At 35.8% G+C, this 24,807-nt stretch carries 23 protein-coding genes; 5 read left to right on the top strand and 18 right to left on the bottom strand.

The genetic code is table 11. The features are described 5' to 3' along the window. Positions 1 to 32: 32 nt before the first annotated feature. The 6 genes from rfbC to LX99_RS12975 all read right to left on the bottom strand — a co-directional run bounded on the left by rfbC (position 33) and on the right by LX99_RS12975 (position 5,494). Positions 33 to 587 (bottom strand): dTDP-4-dehydrorhamnose 3,5-epimerase, encoded by a 555-nt coding sequence (gene rfbC / locus LX99_RS13000; RefSeq protein ID WP_109608267.1) that lies wholly within the window; start codon positions 585 to 587, stop codon positions 33 to 35. Positions 588 to 608: 21 nt separating this feature from the next. Further along, positions 609 to 1,661 carry a dTDP-glucose 4,6-dehydratase gene (gene rfbB, locus LX99_RS12995; protein WP_109608266.1) on the bottom strand — a complete coding sequence of 351 codons (1,053 nt, stop codon included), beginning with the start codon at positions 1,659 to 1,661 and terminating at the stop codon, positions 609 to 611. 113 nt (positions 1,662 to 1,774) lie between these two features. After that, positions 1,775 to 2,287, bottom strand: a complete 513-nt coding sequence (locus tag LX99_RS12990) for a KdsC family phosphatase (RefSeq protein WP_109608265.1) — start codon at positions 2,285 to 2,287, stop codon at positions 1,775 to 1,777. 91 nt (positions 2,288 to 2,378) lie between these two features. Beyond that, the gene (locus LX99_RS12985) at positions 2,379 to 3,680 is read right to left on the bottom strand and encodes an RraA family protein (protein WP_109608264.1); all 1,302 of its coding nucleotides are present in this window, start codon (positions 3,678 to 3,680) and stop codon (positions 2,379 to 2,381) included. 10 nt (positions 3,681 to 3,690) lie between these two features. After that, positions 3,691 to 4,497 (bottom strand): 3-deoxy-8-phosphooctulonate synthase, encoded by an 807-nt coding sequence (gene kdsA, locus LX99_RS12980; RefSeq protein ID WP_109608263.1) that lies wholly within the window; start codon positions 4,495 to 4,497, stop codon positions 3,691 to 3,693. Continuing rightward, complete coding sequence (locus tag LX99_RS12975; RefSeq protein ID WP_109608262.1) at positions 4,484 to 5,494, bottom strand: KpsF/GutQ family sugar-phosphate isomerase; 1,011 nt, start codon at positions 5,492 to 5,494, stop codon at positions 4,484 to 4,486. The genes kdsA and LX99_RS12975 overlap by 14 nt, the downstream gene beginning before the upstream one ends. Positions 5,495 to 6,244: 750 nt before the next feature. Between LX99_RS12975 and LX99_RS12970 the strand changes: the two genes are divergently transcribed. From LX99_RS12970 to LX99_RS12950, 5 genes are all read left to right on the top strand, one after another. Further along, positions 6,245 to 7,495, top strand: a complete 1,251-nt coding sequence (locus LX99_RS12970) for a sialidase family protein (protein WP_170122694.1) — start codon at positions 6,245 to 6,247, stop codon at positions 7,493 to 7,495. Between the two features lie 563 nt (positions 7,496 to 8,058). Next, a complete protein-coding gene (locus LX99_RS12965) occupies positions 8,059 to 9,090 on the top strand; it encodes a GHMP family kinase ATP-binding protein (protein ID WP_109608260.1) in 1,032 nt (343 codons plus the stop codon). An 11-nt stretch (positions 9,091 to 9,101) separates the two neighbouring features. Continuing rightward, positions 9,102 to 9,695 carry a D-sedoheptulose 7-phosphate isomerase gene (gmhA2, locus tag LX99_RS12960; RefSeq protein WP_109608259.1) on the top strand — a complete coding sequence of 198 codons (594 nt, stop codon included), beginning with the start codon at positions 9,102 to 9,104 and terminating at the stop codon, positions 9,693 to 9,695. Beyond that, positions 9,695 to 10,411: a nucleotidyltransferase family protein gene (locus LX99_RS12955; protein ID WP_109608258.1), complete on the top strand. Its 717-nt coding sequence runs from the start codon at positions 9,695 to 9,697 to the stop codon at positions 10,409 to 10,411. The genes gmhA2 and LX99_RS12955 overlap by 1 nt, the downstream gene beginning before the upstream one ends. Next, on the top strand, positions 10,395 to 10,913 hold the full coding sequence (locus LX99_RS12950; RefSeq protein ID WP_109608257.1) for a D-glycero-alpha-D-manno-heptose-1,7-bisphosphate 7-phosphatase: 519 nt from the start codon (positions 10,395 to 10,397) through the stop codon (positions 10,911 to 10,913). Before LX99_RS12955 ends, LX99_RS12950 begins: the two co-directional genes overlap by 17 nt. A gap of 149 nt (positions 10,914 to 11,062) precedes the next feature. Here LX99_RS12950 and LX99_RS12945 read toward each other — a convergent pair whose 3' ends face one another. The 12 genes from LX99_RS12945 to LX99_RS12890 form a co-directional block, all read right to left on the bottom strand. Beyond that, positions 11,063 to 11,767 carry a WecB/TagA/CpsF family glycosyltransferase gene (locus LX99_RS12945; RefSeq protein WP_109608256.1) on the bottom strand — a complete coding sequence of 235 codons (705 nt, stop codon included), beginning with the start codon at positions 11,765 to 11,767 and terminating at the stop codon, positions 11,063 to 11,065. A 12-nt stretch (positions 11,768 to 11,779) separates the two neighbouring features. After that, the gene (locus LX99_RS12940) at positions 11,780 to 12,715 is read right to left on the bottom strand and encodes a glycoside hydrolase family 16 protein (protein ID WP_109608255.1); all 936 of its coding nucleotides are present in this window, start codon (positions 12,713 to 12,715) and stop codon (positions 11,780 to 11,782) included. Between the two features lie 48 nt (positions 12,716 to 12,763). Next, positions 12,764 to 13,813, bottom strand: a complete 1,050-nt coding sequence (locus LX99_RS12935) for a glycosyltransferase (RefSeq protein WP_109608254.1) — start codon at positions 13,811 to 13,813, stop codon at positions 12,764 to 12,766. Positions 13,814 to 13,833: 20 nt separating this feature from the next. After that, complete coding sequence (locus LX99_RS12930) at positions 13,834 to 14,484, bottom strand: DUF1919 domain-containing protein (protein ID WP_109608253.1); 651 nt, start codon at positions 14,482 to 14,484, stop codon at positions 13,834 to 13,836. Between the two features lie 7 nt (positions 14,485 to 14,491). Further along, positions 14,492 to 15,610, bottom strand: a complete 1,119-nt coding sequence (locus tag LX99_RS12925; RefSeq protein WP_109608252.1) for a glycosyltransferase family 4 protein — start codon at positions 15,608 to 15,610, stop codon at positions 14,492 to 14,494. A 51-nt stretch (positions 15,611 to 15,661) separates the two neighbouring features. After that, positions 15,662 to 16,630: a glycosyltransferase family 2 protein gene (locus LX99_RS12920; RefSeq protein ID WP_109608251.1), complete on the bottom strand. Its 969-nt coding sequence runs from the start codon at positions 16,628 to 16,630 to the stop codon at positions 15,662 to 15,664. A gap of 56 nt (positions 16,631 to 16,686) precedes the next feature. After that, positions 16,687 to 18,066 (bottom strand): O-antigen ligase family protein, encoded by a 1,380-nt coding sequence (locus tag LX99_RS12915; RefSeq protein WP_109608250.1) that lies wholly within the window; start codon positions 18,064 to 18,066, stop codon positions 16,687 to 16,689. Between the two features lie 34 nt (positions 18,067 to 18,100). After that, a complete protein-coding gene (locus LX99_RS12910) occupies positions 18,101 to 19,609 on the bottom strand; it encodes a lipopolysaccharide biosynthesis protein (protein WP_146203117.1) in 1,509 nt (502 codons plus the stop codon). Then, positions 19,602 to 20,882, bottom strand: a complete 1,281-nt coding sequence (locus LX99_RS12905) for a hypothetical protein (RefSeq protein WP_109608248.1) — start codon at positions 20,880 to 20,882, stop codon at positions 19,602 to 19,604. The genes LX99_RS12910 and LX99_RS12905 overlap by 8 nt, the downstream gene beginning before the upstream one ends. A 32-nt stretch (positions 20,883 to 20,914) precedes the next feature. After that, positions 20,915 to 23,320, bottom strand: coding sequence for a GumC family protein (locus LX99_RS12900; protein WP_109608247.1), 2,406 nt, complete (start codon positions 23,318 to 23,320; stop codon positions 20,915 to 20,917). An 8-nt stretch (positions 23,321 to 23,328) separates the two neighbouring features. Continuing rightward, a complete protein-coding gene (locus LX99_RS12895) occupies positions 23,329 to 24,168 on the bottom strand; it encodes a polysaccharide biosynthesis/export family protein (protein ID WP_109608246.1) in 840 nt (279 codons plus the stop codon). Positions 24,169 to 24,328: 160 nt separating this feature from the next. After that, complete coding sequence (locus LX99_RS12890; RefSeq protein ID WP_109608245.1) at positions 24,329 to 24,640, bottom strand: DUF3467 domain-containing protein; 312 nt, start codon at positions 24,638 to 24,640, stop codon at positions 24,329 to 24,331. Positions 24,641 to 24,807 lie beyond the last annotated feature (167 nt).

The following is a 24,807-nucleotide window of genomic DNA, read 5'->3' as shown; positions in this document are numbered from 1 at the left end:
TACAGGTATTTTTCAAAAGGTAAAATTAAACTTTAAAAGCCAAAATCACCCGCATCTTTCAAAAATGGTAGCTGCAGATCTTTTTCTGACACCAGGATTTCGGTCGCCGGTCTACCCCAATTAATATTCAGATCAGGATCTGCAAAGTGTAATCCTCCTTCAGCAGCTTTGTTATAATAATTATCGCATTTATATTGAAAAATGGCTAAGTCACTTAACACCATAAAGCCGTGAGCAAAGCCACGCGGAATGAAAAACTGTTGGTGATTTTCTTCAGATAATAATACGGCGTGATATTGTCCATAAGTAGCCGACTTTTGTCTTAAATCAACGGCAACGTCCAAAACTTCGCCTTTTGTTACCCTTACAAGTTTTGCCTGTGAGTATTCACCTTTTTGAAGATGAAGCCCCCTGAATACACCTTTTGTTGAGAATGACTGATTATCCTGAACAAAGTTAACTTCGTATCCAACAGCATTATTAAAAGATTGCGTGTTGTATGATTCAAAAAAGTATCCACGATCATCGTTAAAAATACGTGGTGTAATAACGATACATCCTTCAAGAGGTGTGGTTGTAACGGTCATAAAATCTATACCAATTTTTTATTAATTTTTTGCATATTGATTATCGTAGTAATGGGCGTAGGCACCACTGGTTACGTTATCCAGCCATGCTTTATTTGCTAAAAACCAATCAATAGTTTCTGAAAGCCCTTGTTCAAAAGTTACCGATGGTTTCCAGCCAAGCTCTTTGTTAATTTTGCCTGCATCAATAGCGTAGCGGCGATCATGGCCAGGGCGGTCTTTCACAAAAGTAATCAACTTCTTACTGGTACCTTCTTCGCGCCCAAGCTTTTCGTCCATCTGCGCGCAAAGTAAATGCACAAGATCAATATTTTTCCATTCGTTAAATCCACCGATATTGTAGGTACCTCCTATTGTTCCTTCGTGAAATATCAGATCGATAGCAATAGCGTGATCCTTAACAAACAACCAGTCGCGGGTGTATTTTCCATCGCCATAAACCGGCAATGGCTTGTTGTTAATGATGTTGTTTATCATCAACGGTATCAGTTTTTCAGGGAAGTGGTACGGTCCGTAATTGTTAGAGCAATTGGAAACTACAACCTTAACACCGTATGTATCGTGATATGCACGCACAAAGTGGTCAGATGACGCTTTGCTTGCGCTATATGGCGAGTGCGGGTCATATCTGGTTTCCTCGGTAAACAGACCTTCGTTGCCTAAGGCCCCATACACCTCGTCGGTTGATACATGGTAAAACAGGTGTGCACTATAGTCATCCTTCCACTTGTTTTTCGCCACTTCTAATAAATTTACCGTGCCAATAACATTGGTATAAACAAAATCCATCGGACTCAAAATTGACCTGTCAACGTGCGATTCGGCAGCAAGGTGGATGACGTCGGTAACCTGGTATTTATCAAATATGTTACTAATGGTTTCCCTGTCGGTAATATCGGCCTTCTCAAATTTATAATTTGCGGCATGCTGAATATCTTCAAGATTTTCAAGATTACCAGCATAGGTTAACGCATCAAGGTTAACAATGGTATATTGAGGGTATTTGGTGACAAAACGACGAACTACGTGCGAACCGATAAAACCGGCTCCACCGGTGATAAGAATTGTTTTCATGATTTAATAAACTGATATCTGCAGTAAGGTAATTGTGTAGGTGCAACAAAACCATCAATGCTTAATTTTAAAACTGATGAGTTTAGACATTTTTTTATTTAAAAATATCCTCGTTACCAACTATAGGCCTTCGCCCCCATCCATTTTCCTTGTGATTTTAAAACTTTCTCAATTACATCTCGCACACAACCTTTGCCGCCTGCCAAAGGCGATATGTAATTACAACAATCTTTTATTTCCTCTGCGGCATCACTGGGGCATGCCGGTAAACCTACCAATTGTATAACCTCCAGATCGGGAATATCATCACCCATGTAAAGCATCTGCTCAAAGTTCAAACCTTTCTCAGTAGCATAAGTATTTAGCACATCTGTTTTAGATTCCACTCCTATAAAAACGTCAAAAACCCCAAGTGAATTTAGCCGGTACTGAGCAATTTTAGATTTTGCACCGGTAATGATTGCTATATTATAACCACACTTTACAGCTAATTGTATGGCATAACCATCCTTGATATTAAAGCCTCTCAATTGCTCACCCGATTCGCCTACATAAACTGTACCATCTGTCAATACACCGTCAACATCCAATATAAATGTATTGATCGAATTAAATTTATCGGACATGTTTAAGAATAAAAGTGTTTGTTGTTTTCTAATTATGTTTAAGCAGAATATTATAAGGTAGACAACCGCTATTCTAACTATTTATAAGGCTTTAAAAGTCACCATGCCTTTCCCTTAGGGTTAAAACGTCTACCCCATTGGCAACTTCTGCTACAATTTTGCGTTCCTTTTTAATTACTTCCTTGCTTAGTTCCAATATCTGAGCTTCGTATTTTTGAGGTATAACAATAACGCCCTCCCCGTCTCCAAATATCAGGTCCTGGTGATCAATTGTTACATTTTCAATCTGTACCTGTTTATTATAATGGGCTACGGTTCCTTTATGTTTTATATCCTGGCAGTTATAACCTTTTGAAAATACCGGAAACTGCAGCGCGTTTACTTCAGAGTGATCGCGTGTCATGCCGCCGATAATTGCGCCCGACGCCCCGGCTCTCAATGCTAAGTTGGCATTTAACTCACCAAAATAAGCATACTGAGGTAATTCATTTTCCACAACGATTATATCATTTGGCACTATAGTTTTATAAGTGAGCAAAGCGTCGTAAATCGAATTAGTGTCGGTTGGAGTACGTTCTTTAATCTTCAATGTTTTAGCCCGCCCAAGTACCTTTTTACCATCGATATTAAGTTTCATTCCTTTGATAACTTTATTTTCGATGCCTAAGTCATCCATAATATCAGAAAGCATTGGTGATGTAAGCAACTGCGCAAGATTACGGAGTAGTTTTCTTTCATCTTCGCGTTTACCTGCAGCAATGTACGATGCAAGTTCAAAATCATCGGGATAGTTAACATCTATTGCTTCAAGACTACTGGCATCAAGCATATAGGGTTTATCACCGATGCGTCGTTGGGTACTGTAAGCTGTATCCTTCCTCACGATATACAAACCCATGGTTTCAATTATTGTATCGGGAAGAGTGAAACTGTTCGGAATATTATTAAGATCATAGTTAGTAAGCAATGTATCAGGATTCCAGGTATATTGTTTTTCCCTTTTTACCAAAACCACCGAATCATACTCAGATGAATTGGTCAGTACATCGATGCCTTTTTGTATAGTTTCGGGCTTGATAAACGGACTTGTACCTAATATCTGGATGTAAATATCAGCATCAACCTGTTTAACCTCATTAAAAAACAGTTGATGACCGTCTGTTTTGTTAGTTGCAAGTTTAGGGTCTCTCATCAGCACTTTGCACTTAACCTCACTCGCCAGGTCAACAATTATTTCAGATTCTGTATCCAGATATACTTCATCAATAAAGCTACACTGCACCAGTTTTTCGAGGGTGTGTAAAAAAAGAGGTTTACCGTCAAGGATGCGGGTGTTTTTATTTTCGATTCTTTCGCTGGTTCCTTTTACCGGCAAAAATGCTACAACTTTCATCTTTGATATATTAATTATTTGATTTATTTAGGTCAATAAATTTATGCGTATCACGTATAATTTTTTCAAAGTCAGCCAGATAAACAGAATTTGGCCCATCAGATAAAGCTTCTTCGGGATTAGGGTGGGTTTCAAAAAAGAAGCCTTTAACACCAATAGCCGCGGCAGCATGGGCTAAGAATGGCACATAATCACGATTACCGCCGGTTTTTCCTTCAAGTGATCCTGGCCTTTGAACAGAATGCGTAGCATCTAAAACTACAGGAACCCCAAACTTCATCATATCTATGATACCTGTAAAATCAACAACAATGCGCTCAAAACCATACATGCTTCCTCTTTCGGTTAACATAACTTGTTTATTGCCTGTTGAGATAACCTTGTTGATAGGGTACTTCATTTGCGCGGCCGATAAAAACTGAGCTTTTTTAATATTTACAATTTTACCTGTTTCTCCAGCCGCCAAAAGCAGATCTGTTTGACGACACAAAAAAGCCGGGATCTGAAGTATATCTACAACTTCGGCGGCCATAGCTGCATGGGCCGGTTCATGAATATCTGTAGTTACCGGTAAATCAAATTCTTTTTTTACCCTTTCAAGAGCCTTTAAACCTTCCTGAATACCGGTTCCTCTGAATGAGCTCAGCGAAGTACGGTTTGCTTTATCAAAAGAAGCCTTGAAAATGTAAGTAAAATTTTCCTTTTCGGCTATTTTCTTAACTGTTTCAGCTATTTTAAATAAAATGCTTTCAGATTCAATTACGCAAGGACCGGCAATAACAAAGTTATTGCTCACTATTTGTTCATAAAGTGCCATATTTTAGTTTTCTTTGATAAAGTATACCTACAAGTTTATTATTATCTTCTACAATCAATGAATTGATTTTATTTTCATTCATCATACTTTCCGCTTCGGCTATAAGTGCGCCAGGCCGGATCCGTTTTGGGTTTTTTGACATGATATCACTCGCTGTCAAATTAAAAAAGCCGTTGTCGTATTCAAATTTACTCATGGCCCTCCTCAAATCTCCGTCGGTTATGATGCCTATTATCGAATCGGCCTCATCAATAACCACGGTAACGCCAAGCTGTCCTGAGCCAATTGACATGATGACTTCCTTTATTTTGTCGTCGGGACGTATTACCGGCAAAGGATCAATTACCATTTCGTCTGATACTTTGCACAACAATTGACGGCCTAAACTTCCTCCCGGATGAAATTGAGCAAAATCATGCTCCTTAAAATTTTTAAGTTTCATCAACGCGACCGCCAAAGCATCGCCTATAACCAAAGTTGCGGTAGTTGAGGAGGTAGGCGCTAATTGTAATGCGCATGCTTCACGGGCAACGTGAACATTTAAAGAGCAATCTGAGTTTTTTGCAAGCGTTGAATTAGGATTACCGGTTATTGAAATATGTGGAATGCCCAGTTTTTTGATAATTGGTACGAGTTTCAACACCTCATCTGTTTCACCTGAATAAGATATGGTAATGATGGCATCGTTACTCATAATCATTCCTAAGTCTCCGTGGATTGCTTCGGCCGGATGAAGAAAAAAACTTGGGGTACCTGTGCTGGCAAGTGTTGCAGAAATCTTTTTTCCGATAAGCCCGGATTTGCCAAGCCCACAAATAATAACTCTGCCGCTTGCGTTGATCAGGTAACCGATTGCTGTGCAAAAGCTATCATTATTGAGACTTTTAAGATTTAATATTGCTGACGCTTCAATATCGATTACCTCATTTGCAATAGCGTTAATTCCTTCTACATCAAAATGATAATTACGAGGCGCAGATGAATTGGATCCGAACATAAAATTCACAATAAATTCAACAAAAGGTAGAAATAATTAACATAATTCAAATAAAAAATTTATTTTTTTACATAAATCATGTTTTTTGACTGTCAAAGATAATAATTTTAATAATGAACCCAAGAGTTTATTTTTATACTCCAGGCAACAAACACATATCAGGTTCACGTTAGCTGTACAACAAGGAAAAACTCCGATTCTGGAGTCGCTTTTTAAGTTGATTTATATCGTTATTCTTATTATGGAGTTTACTAATTATCTAACCGTAGGTAGCGTATCAAATTTTCATTAACCTATTTTTAACAATCGGTTTACATATCCAATTAAAAGGCTGAAATAACTGTTAAGTTTCTATTTTCTTTCGATATCCATTATAACGAGCGGAATAAAAATGCAATATTTGTTGAGATAAATGTTCGACAATCATGTACCACACAATTCATTAGTTAAAAATTAAATTTATTACTATTATGCCCCTATTAAACTTGATCCAGAATAAAAATTTACAATCCCCCCCTTTTTAGAGCTTTTTAATTGTACAAGTTTTGTTAAAAACACATCTTGAAAATGCGGCATCCGCATAGTACAATTTCACGAACTGATTTATTTGTTTTTCAACACAAAATAAAGCATTTCAAAAAAGCCACACTAAAAATATTGCTATTGCCATTAGTTTGAATTTAGATGACAAAGCATCAGTTCATTGACGTAACAATATTGAATTTTAAAATCTTTAGTAAATTATCAACAATGAAAAAAGAAAATACCCCTATTTTATTCTTTGTCATATTTATTACTTTAACTGCCTCTTCCTGCAAAAAAAATACTGTTAACTCAGCAATTATCGATCCACCGCCCGTTACACACGGAGTATCACCAGACAGTTTCTCTTCGCTCACATCAGATTCATCAACCAACACCTATTTCCTTTACAATGTGCCGGTAACCAACAAATATATTGCCGAACGTGGGTGGGAAGGTGTTTCAACTATCGGAATTAAAGATAGCGTATTGTATGCCGCCTGGTATTGCGGCAAAAAAGGTGAAGAGATTGGAAATTATATAACTATTTCCAAGAGTATGGATTGGGGGAAAACATGGATTAACAATGATGTGATAATAGCTTCACAAAACGATTTTGACCGACAAATTGACCCATCACTCTGGAACGACAAATTTGGCAACCTGCACATTTCCTGGACATCCATTAGCGGTGGCTGGGATGGCGGTAAAAGAGGAATGTGGAACATGATGATTAAACAGGAGAACAATCATACAGTGATGACTAAACCAGTACGGATGTTTAGCGGCGAAATGAGTGTTAAACCTACTCCTATCGGCCCCGATAGTTCAACCATGATATTCCCTGCCTTTGGACCGAGCCTGCTTACCAATACATGGAACGGCTATCCCGCTACGCCAACGCCGAGAGATTTAGACGGCCCTATATTATACCGATCAACTTATTTAGGTGACAAATCTGCCGTTTATAGTTTCTACTCAAAAATACCTGTTGATTTAACAAAACGAGATTATGACGAAGAAATGGTGGTAGCAAATAATGATACAGCATATACCGCATTGTCACGCGAAAAAGACGGTATTTATATTTCATATAGTCAAGATAAAGGACTTACCTGGACATCTCCTGTTAGCTTTACAGGTGTGAAACCTATGCCGGCAAGCAGGTTTTATTTTGGGAAACTTAAATCAGGAAACATTTTATTAGTAGGCGATCATAGCACATGGAGAAACAACCTTACAGCCTTTATATCTAAAGACAATGGAAAAACATGGCCATACAAGCTGGTATTAGATACCGATACACAATATGGTGCCGCTTACCCGGATGTAACGCAGGATAAAAACGGGAAAATTTATATAATATATGAACAAGGCAGGATTAAAGTAGGCAGAATCATTTTAGCCAAGTTTTCTGAGAATGACGTTTTAACAAAAAATCAGTCCGCCATTGAAAAGAATATGATATATCATTTTTAATTAAAGCATAGTGAACCCCTTTTAACGAAAATTACCTGAAATAATAACACTTCACTCATTTACCCGACAAAACAGGTCACTTTGCACACACTATTCTTTTAAAAGAGCTCACGCCGCCTAAACATTGGTTGAATCGGCCAGATAGCCGATCAACCAATGTTTAAGATAAGAATAAAGCGTAAGGCTGGAATTAATAAACGTTTCAAAGTTTATAAGAAAGCAATACACAACTAAATTAGTCAAGCGAGGCGATACTTCCACACCCCTTCCAAACTACAAGTTAATAAAAAGGTTTTATTGCGCTATCGCCATCAGATTTTCAAAAAGGAGGTATGGATTATGCATATGACATTACAAGCATTTCTGACCTCTTTTGCTTTTAACTAAATTACAAATAATTCATTCTCTAAGACACATTTCTTCAATTATCAACAAAAATTGAAGAAATATTTAGTTTTTTTTTACGATTTATGGCATTTCTTTTATACTTTCGTATTCAGTTAATCGAGAAAAACATTGTTTTTAATTAACAAATACATTCATACCTAAAACAACTCTTTAAAATGGTTATCAGATCTAAAGCTCCGCTGAGATTAGGGCTTGCAGGTGGCGGAAGCGACGTGTCTCCATACAGTGATATTTATGGTGGTTTTATATTAAACGCTACCATCGACCTGTACGCCTATTGCACAATTAATGTCAATGAAACAAAAAAGATAGAAATTGTAGCAGCTGATTTAAATCAAAAACTAAGCTATGATGTTCTGGAGGCATTGCCGATAGATGGAAACCTTGATATTATTAAGGGTGTTTATAACAGGCTTGTGAAGGATTATCACATAAATAATTTAACAGGTTTCCGTATTACAACTCATTCAGATGCGCCTCCGGGAAGCGGTTTGGGTTCATCCTCTACAATGGTTGTTGCAATTGTAAAAGCTTTTACAGAATGGTGGAACTTACCTTTAGGTGAGTATGACATAGCTCACCTGGCTTATGAAATTGAACGCATTGATTTGGCCCTTACCGGTGGCAAACAGGACCAATATGCTGCAACTTTTGGAGGGTTCAATTTTATGGAGTTTTTGAAAGAAGACAAAGTTATTGTAAATCCGCTGCGCATCAAACGTTGGATTATAGATGAACTTGAATCATCAATGGTGCTTTTTTTTACAGGCGCATCCCGTTCATCAGCGAAAATCATAGAAGAACAACAAAAAAACACTTCTCAAGGAAATGTTACTGCTATTGAGGCTATGCATAACATCAAACAGAGTGCAATAGATATGAAAGAGGCCTTATTAAAAGGCGATATTAGCAGTTATGCTAAAATATTAGGTAGCGCCTGGGTTGACAAAAAGAAAATGGCTACCTCAATAAGCAATGAATCTATCGATATAATATATGATACTGCTATAGCGGCCGGCGCATTGTCAGGCAAAGTATCAGGAGCAGGAGGCGGCGGTTTTATGATGTTTGTAGTGGACCCTGAAAAAAGAATAAATGTAATCAACGCATTAAAAACCTTTGACGGACGAGTAATGCCGTTTCATTTTAGTGAAGGCGGATGCCACGGCTGGAAGATTTATAATTAAAAAATACACATATGTTATCTATCGTTGAATCTCAAATAAAATCATCGATTGCGGTTAAAACCGCTTTTTTAGAAAGTCCGGAATTGTTAGCACAAGTTGCCGAAGTATCAGCAATTGTGACCAACGCATACAAACAAAATAAAAAAACACTACTTGCCGGAAATGGCGGGAGCGCTGCCGATGCGCAGCACATCGCCGGCGAATTTGTTAGCCGCTTTTATTTTGACAGGCCCGGATTACCTTCAATTGCCTTAACAACTGATACATCTGTATTAACAGCAATTGGCAACGATTATGGTTACGAAAAACTATTTGGACGCCAGGTGCAGGCTTTGGGTAACGAAGGAGATATATTTATCGGGATATCAACTTCAGGAAATTCACCCAATATCATAAAAGCACTTGAGGTTTGTAAAGAAAAAAATATCATCTCCATCGGGCTTACCGGCATGAGCGGCGGAAAAATGGCCGAGTTGTGCGATTATTGCATAAAAGTGCCGTCAAATGAAACTCCCAGAATTCAGGAGGTTCACATTTTAATAGGTCACATCATTTGCTGCATTGTTGAGGCGGAAATATTTTCTGATTATAAACCCGCAAAATAATGGAAGCTGTAGTGTTGGCTGGCGGACTTGGCACCCGGCTAAGGTCTGTAATTTCGGAGGTGCCTAAACCGATGGCGCCAGTAGCGAACAGACCTTTTTTGGATTACATTTTACATTATTTAAAAAAGCAGGGCATAACAAGGGTCATCCTGGCTGTAGGTTATAAGTGGGAGATTATTCGTGATCATTATAATGGCGTTGATGCGTCTTTCGGAATAGACATTGATTACAGTATTGAGGATGAGCCGTTAGGAACTGGAGGTGCTATCTTTAAGGCTGCCGACAAAATCATTGCCAATGATTTTTTTATTATTAACGGGGATACCTCATTTGATATCCCTTTAAATGAACTTAAAACATTTGCAACAGAAAAATCGGCAGAGATAACGATAGCCTTAAAAAAAATATCAAACTCCGACAGATACGGGTCAGTTGAATGTTCGCCCGATGGCCGGGTAATATCGTTTAAAGAAAAAAGCCCTGGCAACATCGTAACGCAGGCTGAAATTAATGGCGGAATTTATTTTATGCAAAAACATTTGATAAATAAATTTAATTTCCCGGGAAAATTTTCGTTTGAAACAGACTTTCTACAAGAAAATCTGCCTGGAATAGCTGCTTTCGCAAAAGCTTTTGATTCAACATTCATAGATATAGGTATACCTGAAGATTATTACCGGGCGCAAAAAATTTTTGAAAATGTTATCCCAATATAATAAAAAAGACACATTATTTCTTGACCGCGACGGTGTTATAAATAAAAAAATAGATCATAGTTACGTTTTGGAACTTGATCAGATTGAGATTATTCCGGGTATAAAAGATCTTTTGCTATTATCAAAAAAACATTTCCAACATATAGTCGTGGTAACTAACCAAAGATGTGTTGGAAGAGGTTTACTTTCAATGCAAAAGCTGGAAATAATTAACAATCAGATTAACCTTCTAACAGGCTCAATGATTGATCATTTTTTTGTTTGCCCACATCTTGATGAAGATAATTGTGATTGCCGTAAGCCCAAAAATGGCTTGTTTCTGCAGGCAAAAAATAATTATAACATAGATTTCGAAAACTCGTGGATGATTGGTGATTCGGAAACAGATATAATACCGGCTAAGAACTTAGGGATCAAAACGTTTTACTTTTCAAAGCAGAAGAGCCTTTTAGCAGATAAAAACATCAGCGATTACAATGAAGTTATAAGTCTTTTGGAATAAACTATCTTCCAAAACCTTTTTTATCAAGGGTAAAAAACAAACATTACCAAAATAAAATAAGCCAATTGAAAGTAATTCCAATTGGCTTATTTTATTTGCCAGACCTGTAATTTAAATCTATTTTACAAAGTACTTCAGGTTTAGTAAATCTAAATTTTATTAGGCGACCGAAGTTTAAAAAATAAAAATTTAATAAAAAATCTGGGGTATTGAATAAAATATCTCCTAAAAAGTTTAGGTTCATCAATTATCCTGTATATCCACCTTATATTCAATTTATCAAAAATGGCTGGGTAATAATTCTCCTTTCGTGCTATTTGATGCAAATAACCTCCGCAGGTAAAAGCATAACCGCTCCATCCAATTTTTTTTAGATCAATCAGGAAAAGCTCCTGGAGCGGAGTTCCCATACCGCAAATAAATATGTCTATTTGGCTGTCAATAATCTGCTTTAAACAATCCGCCCTATCCTGATCGGTGCTGAAATAGCCATCTCGATAGTAGCTTATTTTAATGTTATACTTAGATTCTATAACCTTAACGGCGCTTGTTAGATACTCGTGTTTAGTTCCAACAATACCAACTTTTAACTTATTCTCTAAAGCATAATTAAACACCACAGGAGCAACCGATGTATCATCAAAACTAAAACGACCAAACTTGGCCCCTTTATACCTATTAATTTCATTAACCAGGGAAATACCATCAATTTGCCAGTAATCTATGCCATTTGCGATATCTGGAAAATCTTTTAAAACCAACATTGAATATGGATTAACAAATGATGTTAACCCTTTCCTTATCGAAAAGTTATCTACTTTCTGAATAATTGCTTTCCAGGCTTCGTTTTTCAAGATAGTTTTGTTTTATTGATAAATTCGTACATAATCAATTTGATACTGTTGAGGGAAAATTGTGTCATCAACCATGCCCCCAAAAGCCCCCCCCAAAGACATGTTAAGTAATAAATAAAATGGCTTATTATACGGATTGGTTTCGGCTGGGCCGGCTTCACTCACCATAAAAGTATAATACAGTTTATCATCACAAAAAAAACTTATTGTTTTGCTGTTCCACTCAACAGCATAAACATGCCACTGACTACCCGATAACGGCAACTTATAAGCGCTTCCGTAATGTACATGCCTATTTGTTGCAGGATCCTTGTAATGCACATGCCCGTATATCTGACCAGGTACCCGCCCTACAAATTCCATGATATCAATTTCCCCGCATTGTGGCCACGGAGTTTCTTTTGAGAAAGAGGTTCCGAGCATCCATGCAGCCGGGACAACTCCCTTCCCTCTCGGAAGTTTAGCCCTTATCTCCACCCTTCCATACTTCCAGCTTGCTTTGCCCCTGGTTACTAAAGATGCAGACGTATAATGAGCTAATGAATCATATCTATTCCGAACCCAGGCCGGTATGCTATCGGCTGCTTTACCCCGGAATTGTTTTGGGTATTTAATTAACTCTGAAAAATACCTTTCCTTTGACATTAAGCCTTTGTAGTAAGCATAATTATAATTAACAAATTCTTCCTTTCTGGCTGTAATAGTTAAAAGGCCATTTCCAACTTTGGCATTTTCTACCCTATTCTTCGTATAGAATTCCTTTTCACCGTCCCTTATGAAGCCATCCTCGTAGGTCCACTTATTGCTATCAGGTAGTCCGTTATAATCAAACTCATCGTGCCAAACCAATTTCATACCTCGCTTTGTTTGGGCACTGGCAATGTTTAACCACGGCAAAAAAACAACAATAAAGATGAGTTTAGCTAAAACAAATACTCGATTTTTCATAATTTAAAGTTATTATATTATCAATCATATTATCATTCCCATTTAGGGTTACAATGATTTATAAAAGTCAATATAATTACTCAACATGATGTTTTTATGAAATTGCCTAAAGTAACTACTGTCAACAAAGGCTACGGCATTTTCTTTGTATTGAGGATAGTTTTGTATCATTAGTTTTATAGCATCGCTGATACCATCAGAACTATGTGGATCAACCAATATACCATTCTCCCTTACAATTGATTTCGATGATCCCACATCTGTGGAGATGATTGGCAAACCTACCGAAGCTGCTTCTATAAATACGTTGGGAAAGCCTTCAAAAATTGAAGTTTGCACCAATACATCGGCTATATTAACCAAATTTTCAACATCTGTACGGTGCCCTAAAAATATAACTTTTTCAACGAGACCGTTTTCAAGAACCAACTGTTCAAGCTCACTTCTCAAAGGGCCGCTGCCGGCAATCAGGCAAATAAAATTGGTGTCTTTTAACGCGGTTAATGAATAAATTAATTTTTTATGATTCTTTTGCTCGGATAACCGTCCTAAGCTTAGAATAACAAACTTATTATCATCTATTCCCAACTCATTTCTCAACGCCAAAATCTTCTCCTTATCAAACCGCTGATAAAAATCTCCCCCTATATTAATTGTTTTGTTTTTAAATCCTTTATATAATGACTTATAGTAATCTTCAACAATGCTTGAAAGATATATGATATAGCTGGGGGAGAGCAACTTACAAGCATAGTTAAACTTGAGATAAATGTTGTCAAAATTAAAAACGCTCGTAACTTTCAATACCTTCTCAGCGAGCAGCAGATAAGGCATCGTAAATCTTTTGTGCCCCTGAAGAATCGTCACCTGGTTATCTTTAATAATTTTAAGAATTTTAGGTAAATTCTTAATACTCTTAACATCAATTTTTACATGCTCTACCCTATTATCCAATAAAGCAGAACTTGTACCATCCGGTGCAAAAAGTATCACCTTTTCAAAATACCTGACATAGTTATTCGCAAAAAAAACAGCACGTTTTTCTTCACCACCGGCATCAAAATCAGGTATAATGATAGCTATTTTTGTTAAATTCATAAGGGTACTACAAATGTATTTTAAGCTTTATTCTTAACCTTTTTTATCAAATGCTTATAAAGAATATGCCCGCTTTGGTATGGATCACCTATTTTGATGCTCTTTTTAAATGCCTCTATAAATACCCCTGATTTAGTGTTATAATCATCTCTGGTAAAAAATATTTTTTTTTCAAAATCCAACTGATCAAAAGCCTTAATATCATTTTCGGTACATAAATCAAGCTGGGTGCCCAACACAATCAAATTATTCAGGTTAACCCGTTCAAGTCGTCTCTTCCACTTTTCCAGAGCTTCCTCCCTGCTGCTATAATGCAAAAAATGAATTTCCATAGAATTGTTCAGAAGCCCAATGGGATATTTATGCTTTGCTTTCTTAATTCTTTCATTTCCAAGCTCATATTTGGAAACATCGGTAAATGTTAAATCGGCATATAAGTTAGTACGCAGATCGGACAAAAATTCGATATAATCAGGAAAGAAAAAGTACATCCCTATGGTTGGACTGGTATAAGGAGTTCCGGTATCCTGATAAACAAAACCAGCAAGACAATTATTCGAAATTATAGTTGGATTATCAGAAAAATACGCCTTTAAATCTTCACTATACTTGCTTCGGAGAGACTTTAAATACCTTCCTTTATATCTTGATAAAAACTTCCTTATATTCATATCTGTATTAGTTATGGGTTACCTGGTTCAGTACATTGTTAAACATATTTACGAACTTTGAAGAGATCACCTCATCACTATATTTAGCTGCTACATAGTTCTTCTGTTCTATTTTCAGCTGTTGATAAGCCGTATCATGATTGTTCAATATCTTTAGTAACACGCTTTCGAGACTCTCTACATTACCTACTTTAAAAAGATAGCCATTAACATTATCAACTACATCTTCCGAAAAACTGTCGATATCGGATGCGATAATCGGAAGATTATAATTAAACGCAATTTTTAATGGTCCGCTTTGAGTTGCATCTTTGTATGGCAATATAAGGTAGTCAGCATTGGTAAACAGTGTTGCTATTTTCTCATTATCAATGAAGCCAATCATCCGTTCAATCTTTATATTATTTTTGATCAACGGCTCATACTCGGTATCCCAATCATTACACCGGCCTGCCAAAATTAGCTTGATATTACGCTCCTCCTTTTCATTAATATTGGAAAGTGCCTGCAACAACAAACCTAATCCTTTATAAGGTAAAATGTTACCAAAAAAAAGAAGCCTAATATTCCCGTCCGTTGGTAATACACGATCTGCAGTACCGAAATTTTTCAGTGGTGAAGGAATTAACGTAACTTTTTTACCGGGCGAAAGTTTCTTAAACAATCTAAATTGTGAATCAGAAAACACTTGAAAATTAACAAAATGCATTAATGTTATTTTTCGTGCTATTATTAGTATCTTTTTAAATTCAGCGTTGCTATGAAATTCGACATCGTGCAAAGCTATAACTGTCTTCCGCGGATCAAGCAGTAAACTTAATGCACTAAAAAAAACGTGGTCAAATGTTGGTATATATATAACATCTGATTTAGCTGCCTTAATTTTTTTTATAATTTTAAAAAATGTCAGGAATGTACGCGGATCCTTTTGCTGATATTTAAACCTGAAAGGCTCAAAATTTATATTACGCTCTTTACAAAATTTGCTTACTTCACTTTCGGTAAAATTGGCGTTTGTTTTTTGCAGCACAAGCCCGTAAGTAACATTATATACTTTTGATAGATACTCCAAAACCCCAAGGTCAGTATCTGTAAAGGAAGTAACTGATAGATAATATATATTCATTTAATAAATTTTAATCAAAAAACTTATCTCTTCACATTTACTTTAATCTTATTACCGCCGTAATAATTTTTTGATTCCTTTTACAGCTCTCGCCGTTATAACACGGAAATAACTGTAGCTGATTATCTTTAAATTTTTCGAATAATTTTTGCCAAGCCCCTTCAATAAAACAGGAACAAGTTTTAGTCTTACAGCAAGTTTAAATACAGACGCATTGTCTATACTTCCGAGGGCAAATCTGACCATCTTAGTTTGACTAACATTTACCGCAATATTATTCTTCTCGAAAAAGGCGGTTGCCCAATTGATGTAGCTTATTGTGGCATTAAGTTTCCTAGTGATGATTGAGATATCACTGGTTAATGATGAAACATTTGAACCGCTGTAACGCCATTTAACCAGGGGGCCGTTTATTGTATGAATTCCGTTAACTTTTGCAAACTTTATCCAAGTGGCATCATCAGCACCCCAGGCAAGATCAAAGTTTTGAAGTTTTCCTTCCCTGAAATACACATCCCTGGTAAATATATATTCAACCACAAAACTACTAAGTTTATAGTCTATCCGCTTTTCAAAAAAATCAGCTGCGGTCATTACATCCGGGAAAGGCGGGCAATAGGCTAAATGCTCGCTCTTATTATCAATCATTTCTATATTAAAATGAAGCAACTCTGCTGACCTATTATCGTTTATATAACGATAAAAAGAAGATACACACTCTGGCGACGCTATATCATCATCCGAGAAAAGCCACAACCATTTTTCATCCTGAGTCATGTCGAAACAACGCTCCCAATGAGCAACCAGGTCTTTACCCCCTAAATTATGCTCAAATCGTTTATAAAAAATGGTCAAGCGATCTTCGTAATGTTTTACTATTTCATACAAATTATCAGGGCTTGCGTCGTCACCTATGTAAAGGTTGAAGTTTAAGTTTGACTGATGCGCCAAAGAATCAAGAGCTTCTTTTAAATAAAGAGATTTATATGCGGGTATTATTATAGCTAACTCTTTAATCATGATAAATATTCTTAAGCAAAAAACCAATACTCAACACCTTCATATGTTTTTAAAAATCAGCTTACATTAACCATATCATCTTTAATTACGGCTTTTTTATAGGTAAGCATCTTTTGCTGGATAGATATTGAAACGCCAATCATAATAAAAAAGAATGGCATTGAGTTTAAAGTACCTGTTGTTAGTATAAACGCAAGATATCCCAAGATGGTCAACAGATTAACAAAAACAAATCGTCTGTCCAAACCACTAACCCTGAAAATGTTCCGAACATGGTATATTATCAAGCCAATAAATAAAATTAAATTGCCAATTATTCCTATTGTACCCTGTTCGATTAAAAGTACAAAGAAGTAACTTTCAAAGCCAAAAGCATCTGCGTCACTCTCGCGCTTTGATATATCGGCATTGAAACCCAGGTTTTCAATGATGTAATCAAATCCATTTCCAAATATAGGGCTATCATTAAAATACTTTGCCGAAATCAAAAGCTGTTGCTGTCTCATATCAACATTACTACCTTCGGTTGTATTTCCACCGTTAAAAACCACGTCGGTTAGCTGATCGATGGTTTTACTCACCTTAGGGATTTGAAAGGCTACCAAAAGTACAATTGGAAATATTAAAAGGTAAATAAGAAACCTGTCTGCAGTGATGGAAAACAGAGAATATAAACCATAAGCCAAAATAAAAATCAATAATATGGATCGTGAATTTGACAAAAAGATATTAACAACAAACAACGCTAAAAGCGCCAAAGCGATATTTTTAGGAATCTTTAAAAGCCCGCGTGGATGTTGATAATAATATATAAAAAAAAGCGTGGCTATTGTTAAAATGATCCCATATAAATATGGGTGAAAACTAAATGAATTAACCCTCGTTCTGCCGTCGGCATTTAAAAGATACGTTTTCATATAGTCCTGGATGTTATAAGCTTCAGCAAGTGCAGTAGCATAAGGATTTGCTTTGGTTACAAAACACACTACTCCATATACTGTGAAAACTCCAAGAATCAAAAAAATCTTACGATATAAATTAGAATAACTGTATGTTTTGTTTAATGCTATATAAGTAAATAAACAAAATAAAATATTTGATGTTAAAAATGATACCGCTTTCGCTATCTTCTGTACCGATGTCAACGTTCCCCTATGATCAAACAGTGCTATAGTTATCATGCAAATTGCAAATAATATAAACGTTCGTTTCAGTGGGAATGATCTTAGTGCTTCTAACCAGTCTTTGTTAAAAACAATACCCGCCAGTAAGATTAAGATCAAAAACTGGTTATAAGGAATAAAGAATAAAATAACAATATTGGGTGGAACAAATAAAATAAAAAGCAACACCCAATATACCTGATCAATACCGGTATTTACGCTCACCTTCCAAAGCAAAATCAAACAAAATACTGATACTAAAATGCTAATCATATGGTATCGTCAATAAATGACTGTTAATATTCTTTTACTTTTGCTTAATTTTAAGCAACTGCTTTATAAAAATTCTGTCACCTTCATCCATTACCAGGAAAAATATCACCGGTAGTAAAATAAACATATATATAGCCCCGCTTAAAAACACTTTATTGTAACCATGGTTGTGAAAAACATGCGGATATACATAAAATACCAAGCATGCTATAGCTGCCACAAAAACCGAAGGGATAAAAAATGATTTTATAAATATCTTAAGCGAATTTAATTGCATAACTCGTGGGTAATAGTAAATGTAATAAAAACCCATCTGGAAAATATTATAAAATAAATAACCGAATACTACTCCACCAACACGGTAAGAGGGTGTTAAAAACCAGGCTATTGTTAGCGAAGAAATTGATGAGAAAGACGACATTATAACTATCGGGCGCAAATTTGTTTCAGACAACACCAAACTTGATATCGCAGACGTATGAGCGGCTAATAACGTAATAATCCAAACTACTAACCAAACCCACAAATAATCGTAAGTATTACCAACGTATAAATTAAGTACATCCCTTGACACTAAAACAAACCCGAAAACGATTATTGACAAAAAAACACTCACATACTTGGTACCGTTGTAAGCGATTTTATCCATTTTAACTCTGTCATTCATTGCTTTAGCTTTTGAAGCTGAGGGTAAAATTACCGTTGTAAAACTCGATCCCAATAAAAGAACCATATTTGCAAAACCTTCCAATATCCGGTACTCGGCCACCGCGCCAACGTTTGACCGCATACTTAAAATAATAGGCCGCAGATATATTGCAGAAAACTGGAAAATGCCAAATGAAAATAAACTCAAACAATAGGGCAGTATTTTCTTAAATATCTCAGAGTGATATTTGGGGAAATAGGTGATTTTAAATTTTAATGTATTAATTTTCCAAACGCTGAATGGAATAATTATTAACGACGAAAAGGTAGTCAACGCAAAAAACAATTTCACGCTGAAATCAAACTTAACGGTCAGATATAACGCTAACACCTGAAGTAATCTGGAGAAGATCATTAATCGTTGTTCCCAGCCTATAATTTCGTTAGCCCTTAAAAATTGATCAAGTAACGCTGATAACCATCCAAAAAAGGCACTAATCATTAACACATAGAACATACTATGTAAAATATCGGCATCAGAATCTGATAATGAAAATATGGATTTGGCATAAAAAGACACCACACTTAAAATTATAGCATTTACAATACCAATTGTTCCATAAAAGGCCAAACTGGATTGAAACAGCTTATTTAAATTCACATATTCTTTCTTGACGATCCACTCAGAAAAGAACTTCACATTACCGGATGAAAACCCCATATCCATTAACTTCAGATAAACGTTTACAGACAAGGCCAACCCAATTAAGCCGTAATGTTGTTTCCCGAAATGAAATAAAAGTATCGGAACTGAAAAAAAGCTGTATAAAGCGCTTATAACATTGCCAAGAGAACTCCAAATAACTCCCGAAAGTATTCGCTTCGAACTACTCATCGTTTAAAATCATTTTATAATTATCAATACCCATTCCTAAAACAGTCACTAACAAATTGTCTATTTTGACATTTAAATCTTCATTTTCCATGTTTTTAAACTTATTGATCTGTTTCATTAAAGATTCTTCATCTCTAAATTTATCCTCAATGCCTTCGTAATCTTCATTCTCATCCTGGTCATATCTCAAGCAAACCAAACTATAATACATAGCCTCATAATATACCGTTGTGTTATAAGCAATGGCAAAATCATAACTACCTGTTTTGAGTATATCATTGATGGTATATTTTGTATCAACAACATCTATATCATAGTTCTTTGCCACAAGTCTTATTCTGTTTAAATCCGACCTGGGGTGAGGTTTTATTACAAATTTTATCTGCCACAATTTTGAAACTTCACCTACTATTTCAACTATCCTGACATTTTGATCATCATAAATATTCCTCCCTAAAAAAACAATCCCGGTTTTGAAGCTCTGCTTAACGTTTATCTTCCTTTTCGGGTATTTAGGATTCCCGGCAACTAAAATCTTCTCCGGGAAAATACTGTAGTTGTTGATTAAATCTCTTTTACTTGATTCGCCCCAAACCAATATGTTATCTGCAGTAATATTTTCGCCGTTGACCCTATCAAGCGGCATAGTCTTTTTATATTTTATATAGCTTACGCCGTGGGAAAGATGATAGGTAGTAACACCCTTACTTTTAAAAAAAAGGGTAATCAGGGTTTCTATATCATAAGCGCTATTAAACGCAACATACTTTTTTCCCTGCAAATTTATGCCGGCGAAACTATTTTCAAGATCATCCAATATACGCCTGTAATAAACTATAGCACCGGCAATGCAAAGTTTCTCTTTAAAACTATTGATACAACGTCTTTTCTTAAAAAAAACGTAATTAACAGCACTGAAAAAGCTTTTCAGGCTCAACTTTACCGTATATTCATTAGGTAAGCCAGTTAACGAATAATATGAGTAATCACTTAGGTCTTTTGTGAAGCCTTCTATAAGTTCTGTATAATCATTTCTGTCAATACCGTTAGTAACCAAAATATTCTTCGAAAACACATCTCTTAGTTTTCCCAGTTTTCTTACTTTAAAAAACAAAGAAATAATCTGGTAATATCTTAGCTTTTCAAATTCCGAACTTCGAAAAGTAATGAGTAAAAATTCATGTGCAAGAATCCTATTGAAATCAATGCCTTTATACTTTAAATCATATTCACTTTTCAGCAAAGAATATTCATTGAACAGGGCAGAATCCATTAAGACGTTGAATTATGATAAAAAATTTATATCTATTTACGAGACAAGAGTCTTCTGAAAAAGGAAGGCTTCGATTTATTATCAATATAACCGCCATAGTTTCCATAGCCATAACCATAGCCATAACCGTAGCCGTAGCCGTAGCCATAACCGTAGCCACCCCGACGCGATTTTATATCATTAACAACCAAGTAACAACGCTTAAACTTACCCGTTTTAACAAGGTCATTAATGATCATTAACTGCGACTTAAATGTATATTCCTGTCTTACTATATATAGATTGATGTCAACATATTTTTCAATTAATTGCGCGTCAGATACCAAACCAATAGGTGCGCTATCAATAATTATAAAATCAAATTTTTCTTTGAGTTGCTCAATCATAGTACCAACCTTTTCATTTAGCAAAAGCTCAGAAGGGTTTGGAGGAACAGGCCCCGCGGATATGATGAAAAGGTTTTCAGAAATAAATGTAGGTTTTATTATTGAGTCAAGATCCATATTGTTAGAAACAATATAATTTGTAAACCCAAAATCACTTTCCATACCCAAATTAAGAGACAATTTAGGCTTTCTTAAGTCCAACTCTAACAACAATACTTTTTTGCCACTCAACTGCAAAACGCTCCCAAGATTCATTGAGATGAATGATTTACCTTCACCACTCATACTGGATGTAACCATAATAACGTTTGATTTATTTTTTGAGTTTAAAACAAACTGTAGATTGGTTCGCAGGGCTCTAAATTGTTCTGATAAAATTGTTCTTGAATTTGGAGAAACGACAACCGATACATTTTCTTCATTGTTACCTATTTCTCCAACAACCGATACTTTGGTATGAGATTCAATATCTTCACGGTTAAGGATTCGCGAATTAAGCATTTCCTTTATATAGAAAAAAGCCCAGGGTATAATGCAACCCAAAAACAACCCTATTATATAAACAAGTGGCTTATTAGGCTTAAATGGTAAATAATCACTTTTAGCCGGATCAATAATTCGTGCTGTTGATAATGTAGAAGTTCTGGATATTGCAGTTTCTTCTTTTTTCTGCAACAAATACAAATATAATTGCTGTTTTAAGTCTTGCTGGCGGGAATAGTCGAGATAAATCCGCTCCTTCCTGGGTACACTTTTAACGGCGGACGTCAATGAAGCATTTTGCGCCTTTAAATTATTTATAACTATTACAAGATTCCTTTTATATGTTTCAAAACTTTTTACCAGGCTTAGCCTCACGTTAGCAAGTTGCTGATCAATATTTTGAACTACAGGATTATCTTCTTTATAAGATAAAATCAGGTTATCTCTATTAATTAATAACATGTTGTATTTCCCGATGGCTTCAGCAAAAACGGGATCCTGAACGGCAAGGGTGTTTGGAATTATTCTCTTGTTAGATGGGTCATTTATATATTTCTCAACATCTTTAACCACAGACAATTGAGTTTCTTGTTCGTTCAACTTAACATAATAATCTGATACGTTACCAGCTAAAGCCTTTCCTTGTGCTGTTACGTCGGCTATACCATTTTCCTGTTTAAATTGTTCAAACTTGGTTTCAACTCCTGATAGCTCCCTACTTACTATGTTTAATCTTCCTTCAATAAAATTCAAGGTACTATCGGCCACTTCTATTTTACTTTGCCGATTAGTTTGGAGATACAGAGCCATTAATTTTTGTAGAATAGCTTCTCCCTTTTTTGAATTGGAATAATTCAATGTCAATTGTAGAGTGGTACTTTTCTTATCCGTCAACTCAACCGCCAGATTATTAGCAAATGCCTCAACCTGGTCATCAATTGAATGGACTACTACCTTATACCCGTTACTTTCAATAGGATGTCCAGGAACACTTTTGAAAATCAGATTAAATTGCGGTAAACTAATAACTTGTCCGTACTTAAAAGTCCCGTCAATGTTGTCTTTTCCGTTGGAAATATGGAAATTATTATTGTTAACCTCAACGTCGTAAACCCGCGCCTTAATAGAATCGACTTTTGATATTACCTGAACACTAAACGGAGACTCATCAAATAACTCTACGCTATTTAACCTGCCTTTTCTATAAACAACTACATCAAGACCTAAATCTTTAACAACGTTAACCATCAAAAGCCTTGACTTTAAAATACTGATTTCGTTGTAAACGTTATTCGAAATATCTAAAAGGTCAGAAAAATCCATCATAGATCCATTACCACCTTTACCGCCAAGTAGCCCCCCAGATGCATCGTCCTGGATGATTAATTCGCTTGTAATTTTATATTGTGGTGTGCCATACCGTGCATAAGCAAACGCGCCTGCCAAACAAACAACAATACTTATTGCAAAAAGATACCAGTAATTAAGAACCCTCCCTATAAACTTTTTAATATCAAAAGATTCTCCCTTATTTAAGATTTGATCAACTTCCTGATCGCGAAATTCCATATACTTGATTATTTTCGTGTAATATAAATAGCAATAATAGATAAGATAGAGCCTATTATCGTATAGTTACGTGCCTGCGCAGCATCGGTTGCGGCTGCTTTTGCCCTGTTCGGTTCAACATAAATCATATCATTTTGCCTTAAGTAATAGTAAGGCTCGGACATGATATTACTGTTCTTCAAATTGATCCTGTATGGGGTCTTTGTCCCATCTGGATTTCCTCTTATTAACAAAACATTATTTCTGGTTCCGAAAATTGTCAAATCTCCAGCCATTGACAAAGCATCTAAAACGCTGACTTTCTCGTTTGGCATAATATATACTCCAGGCTTAGCTACTTCGCCCAAAATACTAACCTTAAAATTGGCAAAACGTACTATAACGGTTGGGTTATTATAGTATTTGGCAGCAAGATCACGTATAATTGCCGTCAGCTCAGTTGTTGAATATCCTAATACATTTATTTTACCAAGTACCGGAACATCAATAGTGCCCTGCTTATTAACCAGGTAACCACTTGTAATTTGAGATTGATTACCTGATCCCATCAATTGGTTTAATGTCGAATTACCATTACCCGAAGGCACCGCCCCCGAAATAGGCACATTACCGGCATTGATCATTTGAGAAGCCGAAGGGTCAATAGTTTGCACTATTACCGATATAATATCATCAACTTGAACCTTGGGCTCAATATATTCAGCAGCGGCAATCTTTTTCAGCATCCCCGAATCCGGAATATCCTGAAAATATTTAGTCTTCTTAGTTGATGAACAGGAAAACAGCCCTCCGGAAATGAATAAAATGAAAAGAATTAAATATGCATTTAGGATGTAGGATTTTCTCATAAAATTAGGACTCCCATGTCTTTGTAGGTATAAGTTTTAAATCGTTGCAATATATACACTTTTTTCTCAAAAACAACAATCAATTATTAAATTTTTCATAAAGAGGACTTTAACATAACTTTTTATTAAACAAAAGTGCGTTTTAATATAATATTGAAAATTAAGCCTGACCCATTGTGCCGCCAAAATTCATCGGAAAGCCCGGATGTTCCGGTTGAACTTTAATGCGACCGTTATTGGCCTCAAATTTATCAATGTTATCTTCCAGGGCTGTGAGCAGGCGTTTGGCATGTTCCGGCGTTAATATAATCCTCGACTTTACCCTGGCCTTGGGCGTGCCGGGCATCACTCGGATAAAATCCAATACAAATTCTGAACTTGAGTGGGTAATAATAGCGAGGTTTGAATAGGTGCCTTCTGCAATTTCTTCTGAAAGCTCGATAGCGAGCTGAGTTTCGTTTTGTTCTTCCATGCCACTAAAATAACAAAAAGACGTTCCTATTTAAGGAGCCTTTTTTAAAGGGATCGCTTGGCTTGCACAACTTTTAAGAATAGCAGAACAATCTGTACTCCACTGCGCAAGGTCTCGGGTATAACAAAGGTACAATTATATTGTTTTAGGTTTTTGTAAAAAACTTA

It is taken from the genome of Mucilaginibacter oryzae (genome assembly GCF_003148845.1).
Lineage (GTDB): Bacteria > Bacteroidota > Bacteroidia > Sphingobacteriales > Sphingobacteriaceae > Mucilaginibacter > Mucilaginibacter oryzae.
Note: the sequence above shows the minus strand (reverse complement) of the source record. Positions and strands in the feature narration are given on the sequence as shown.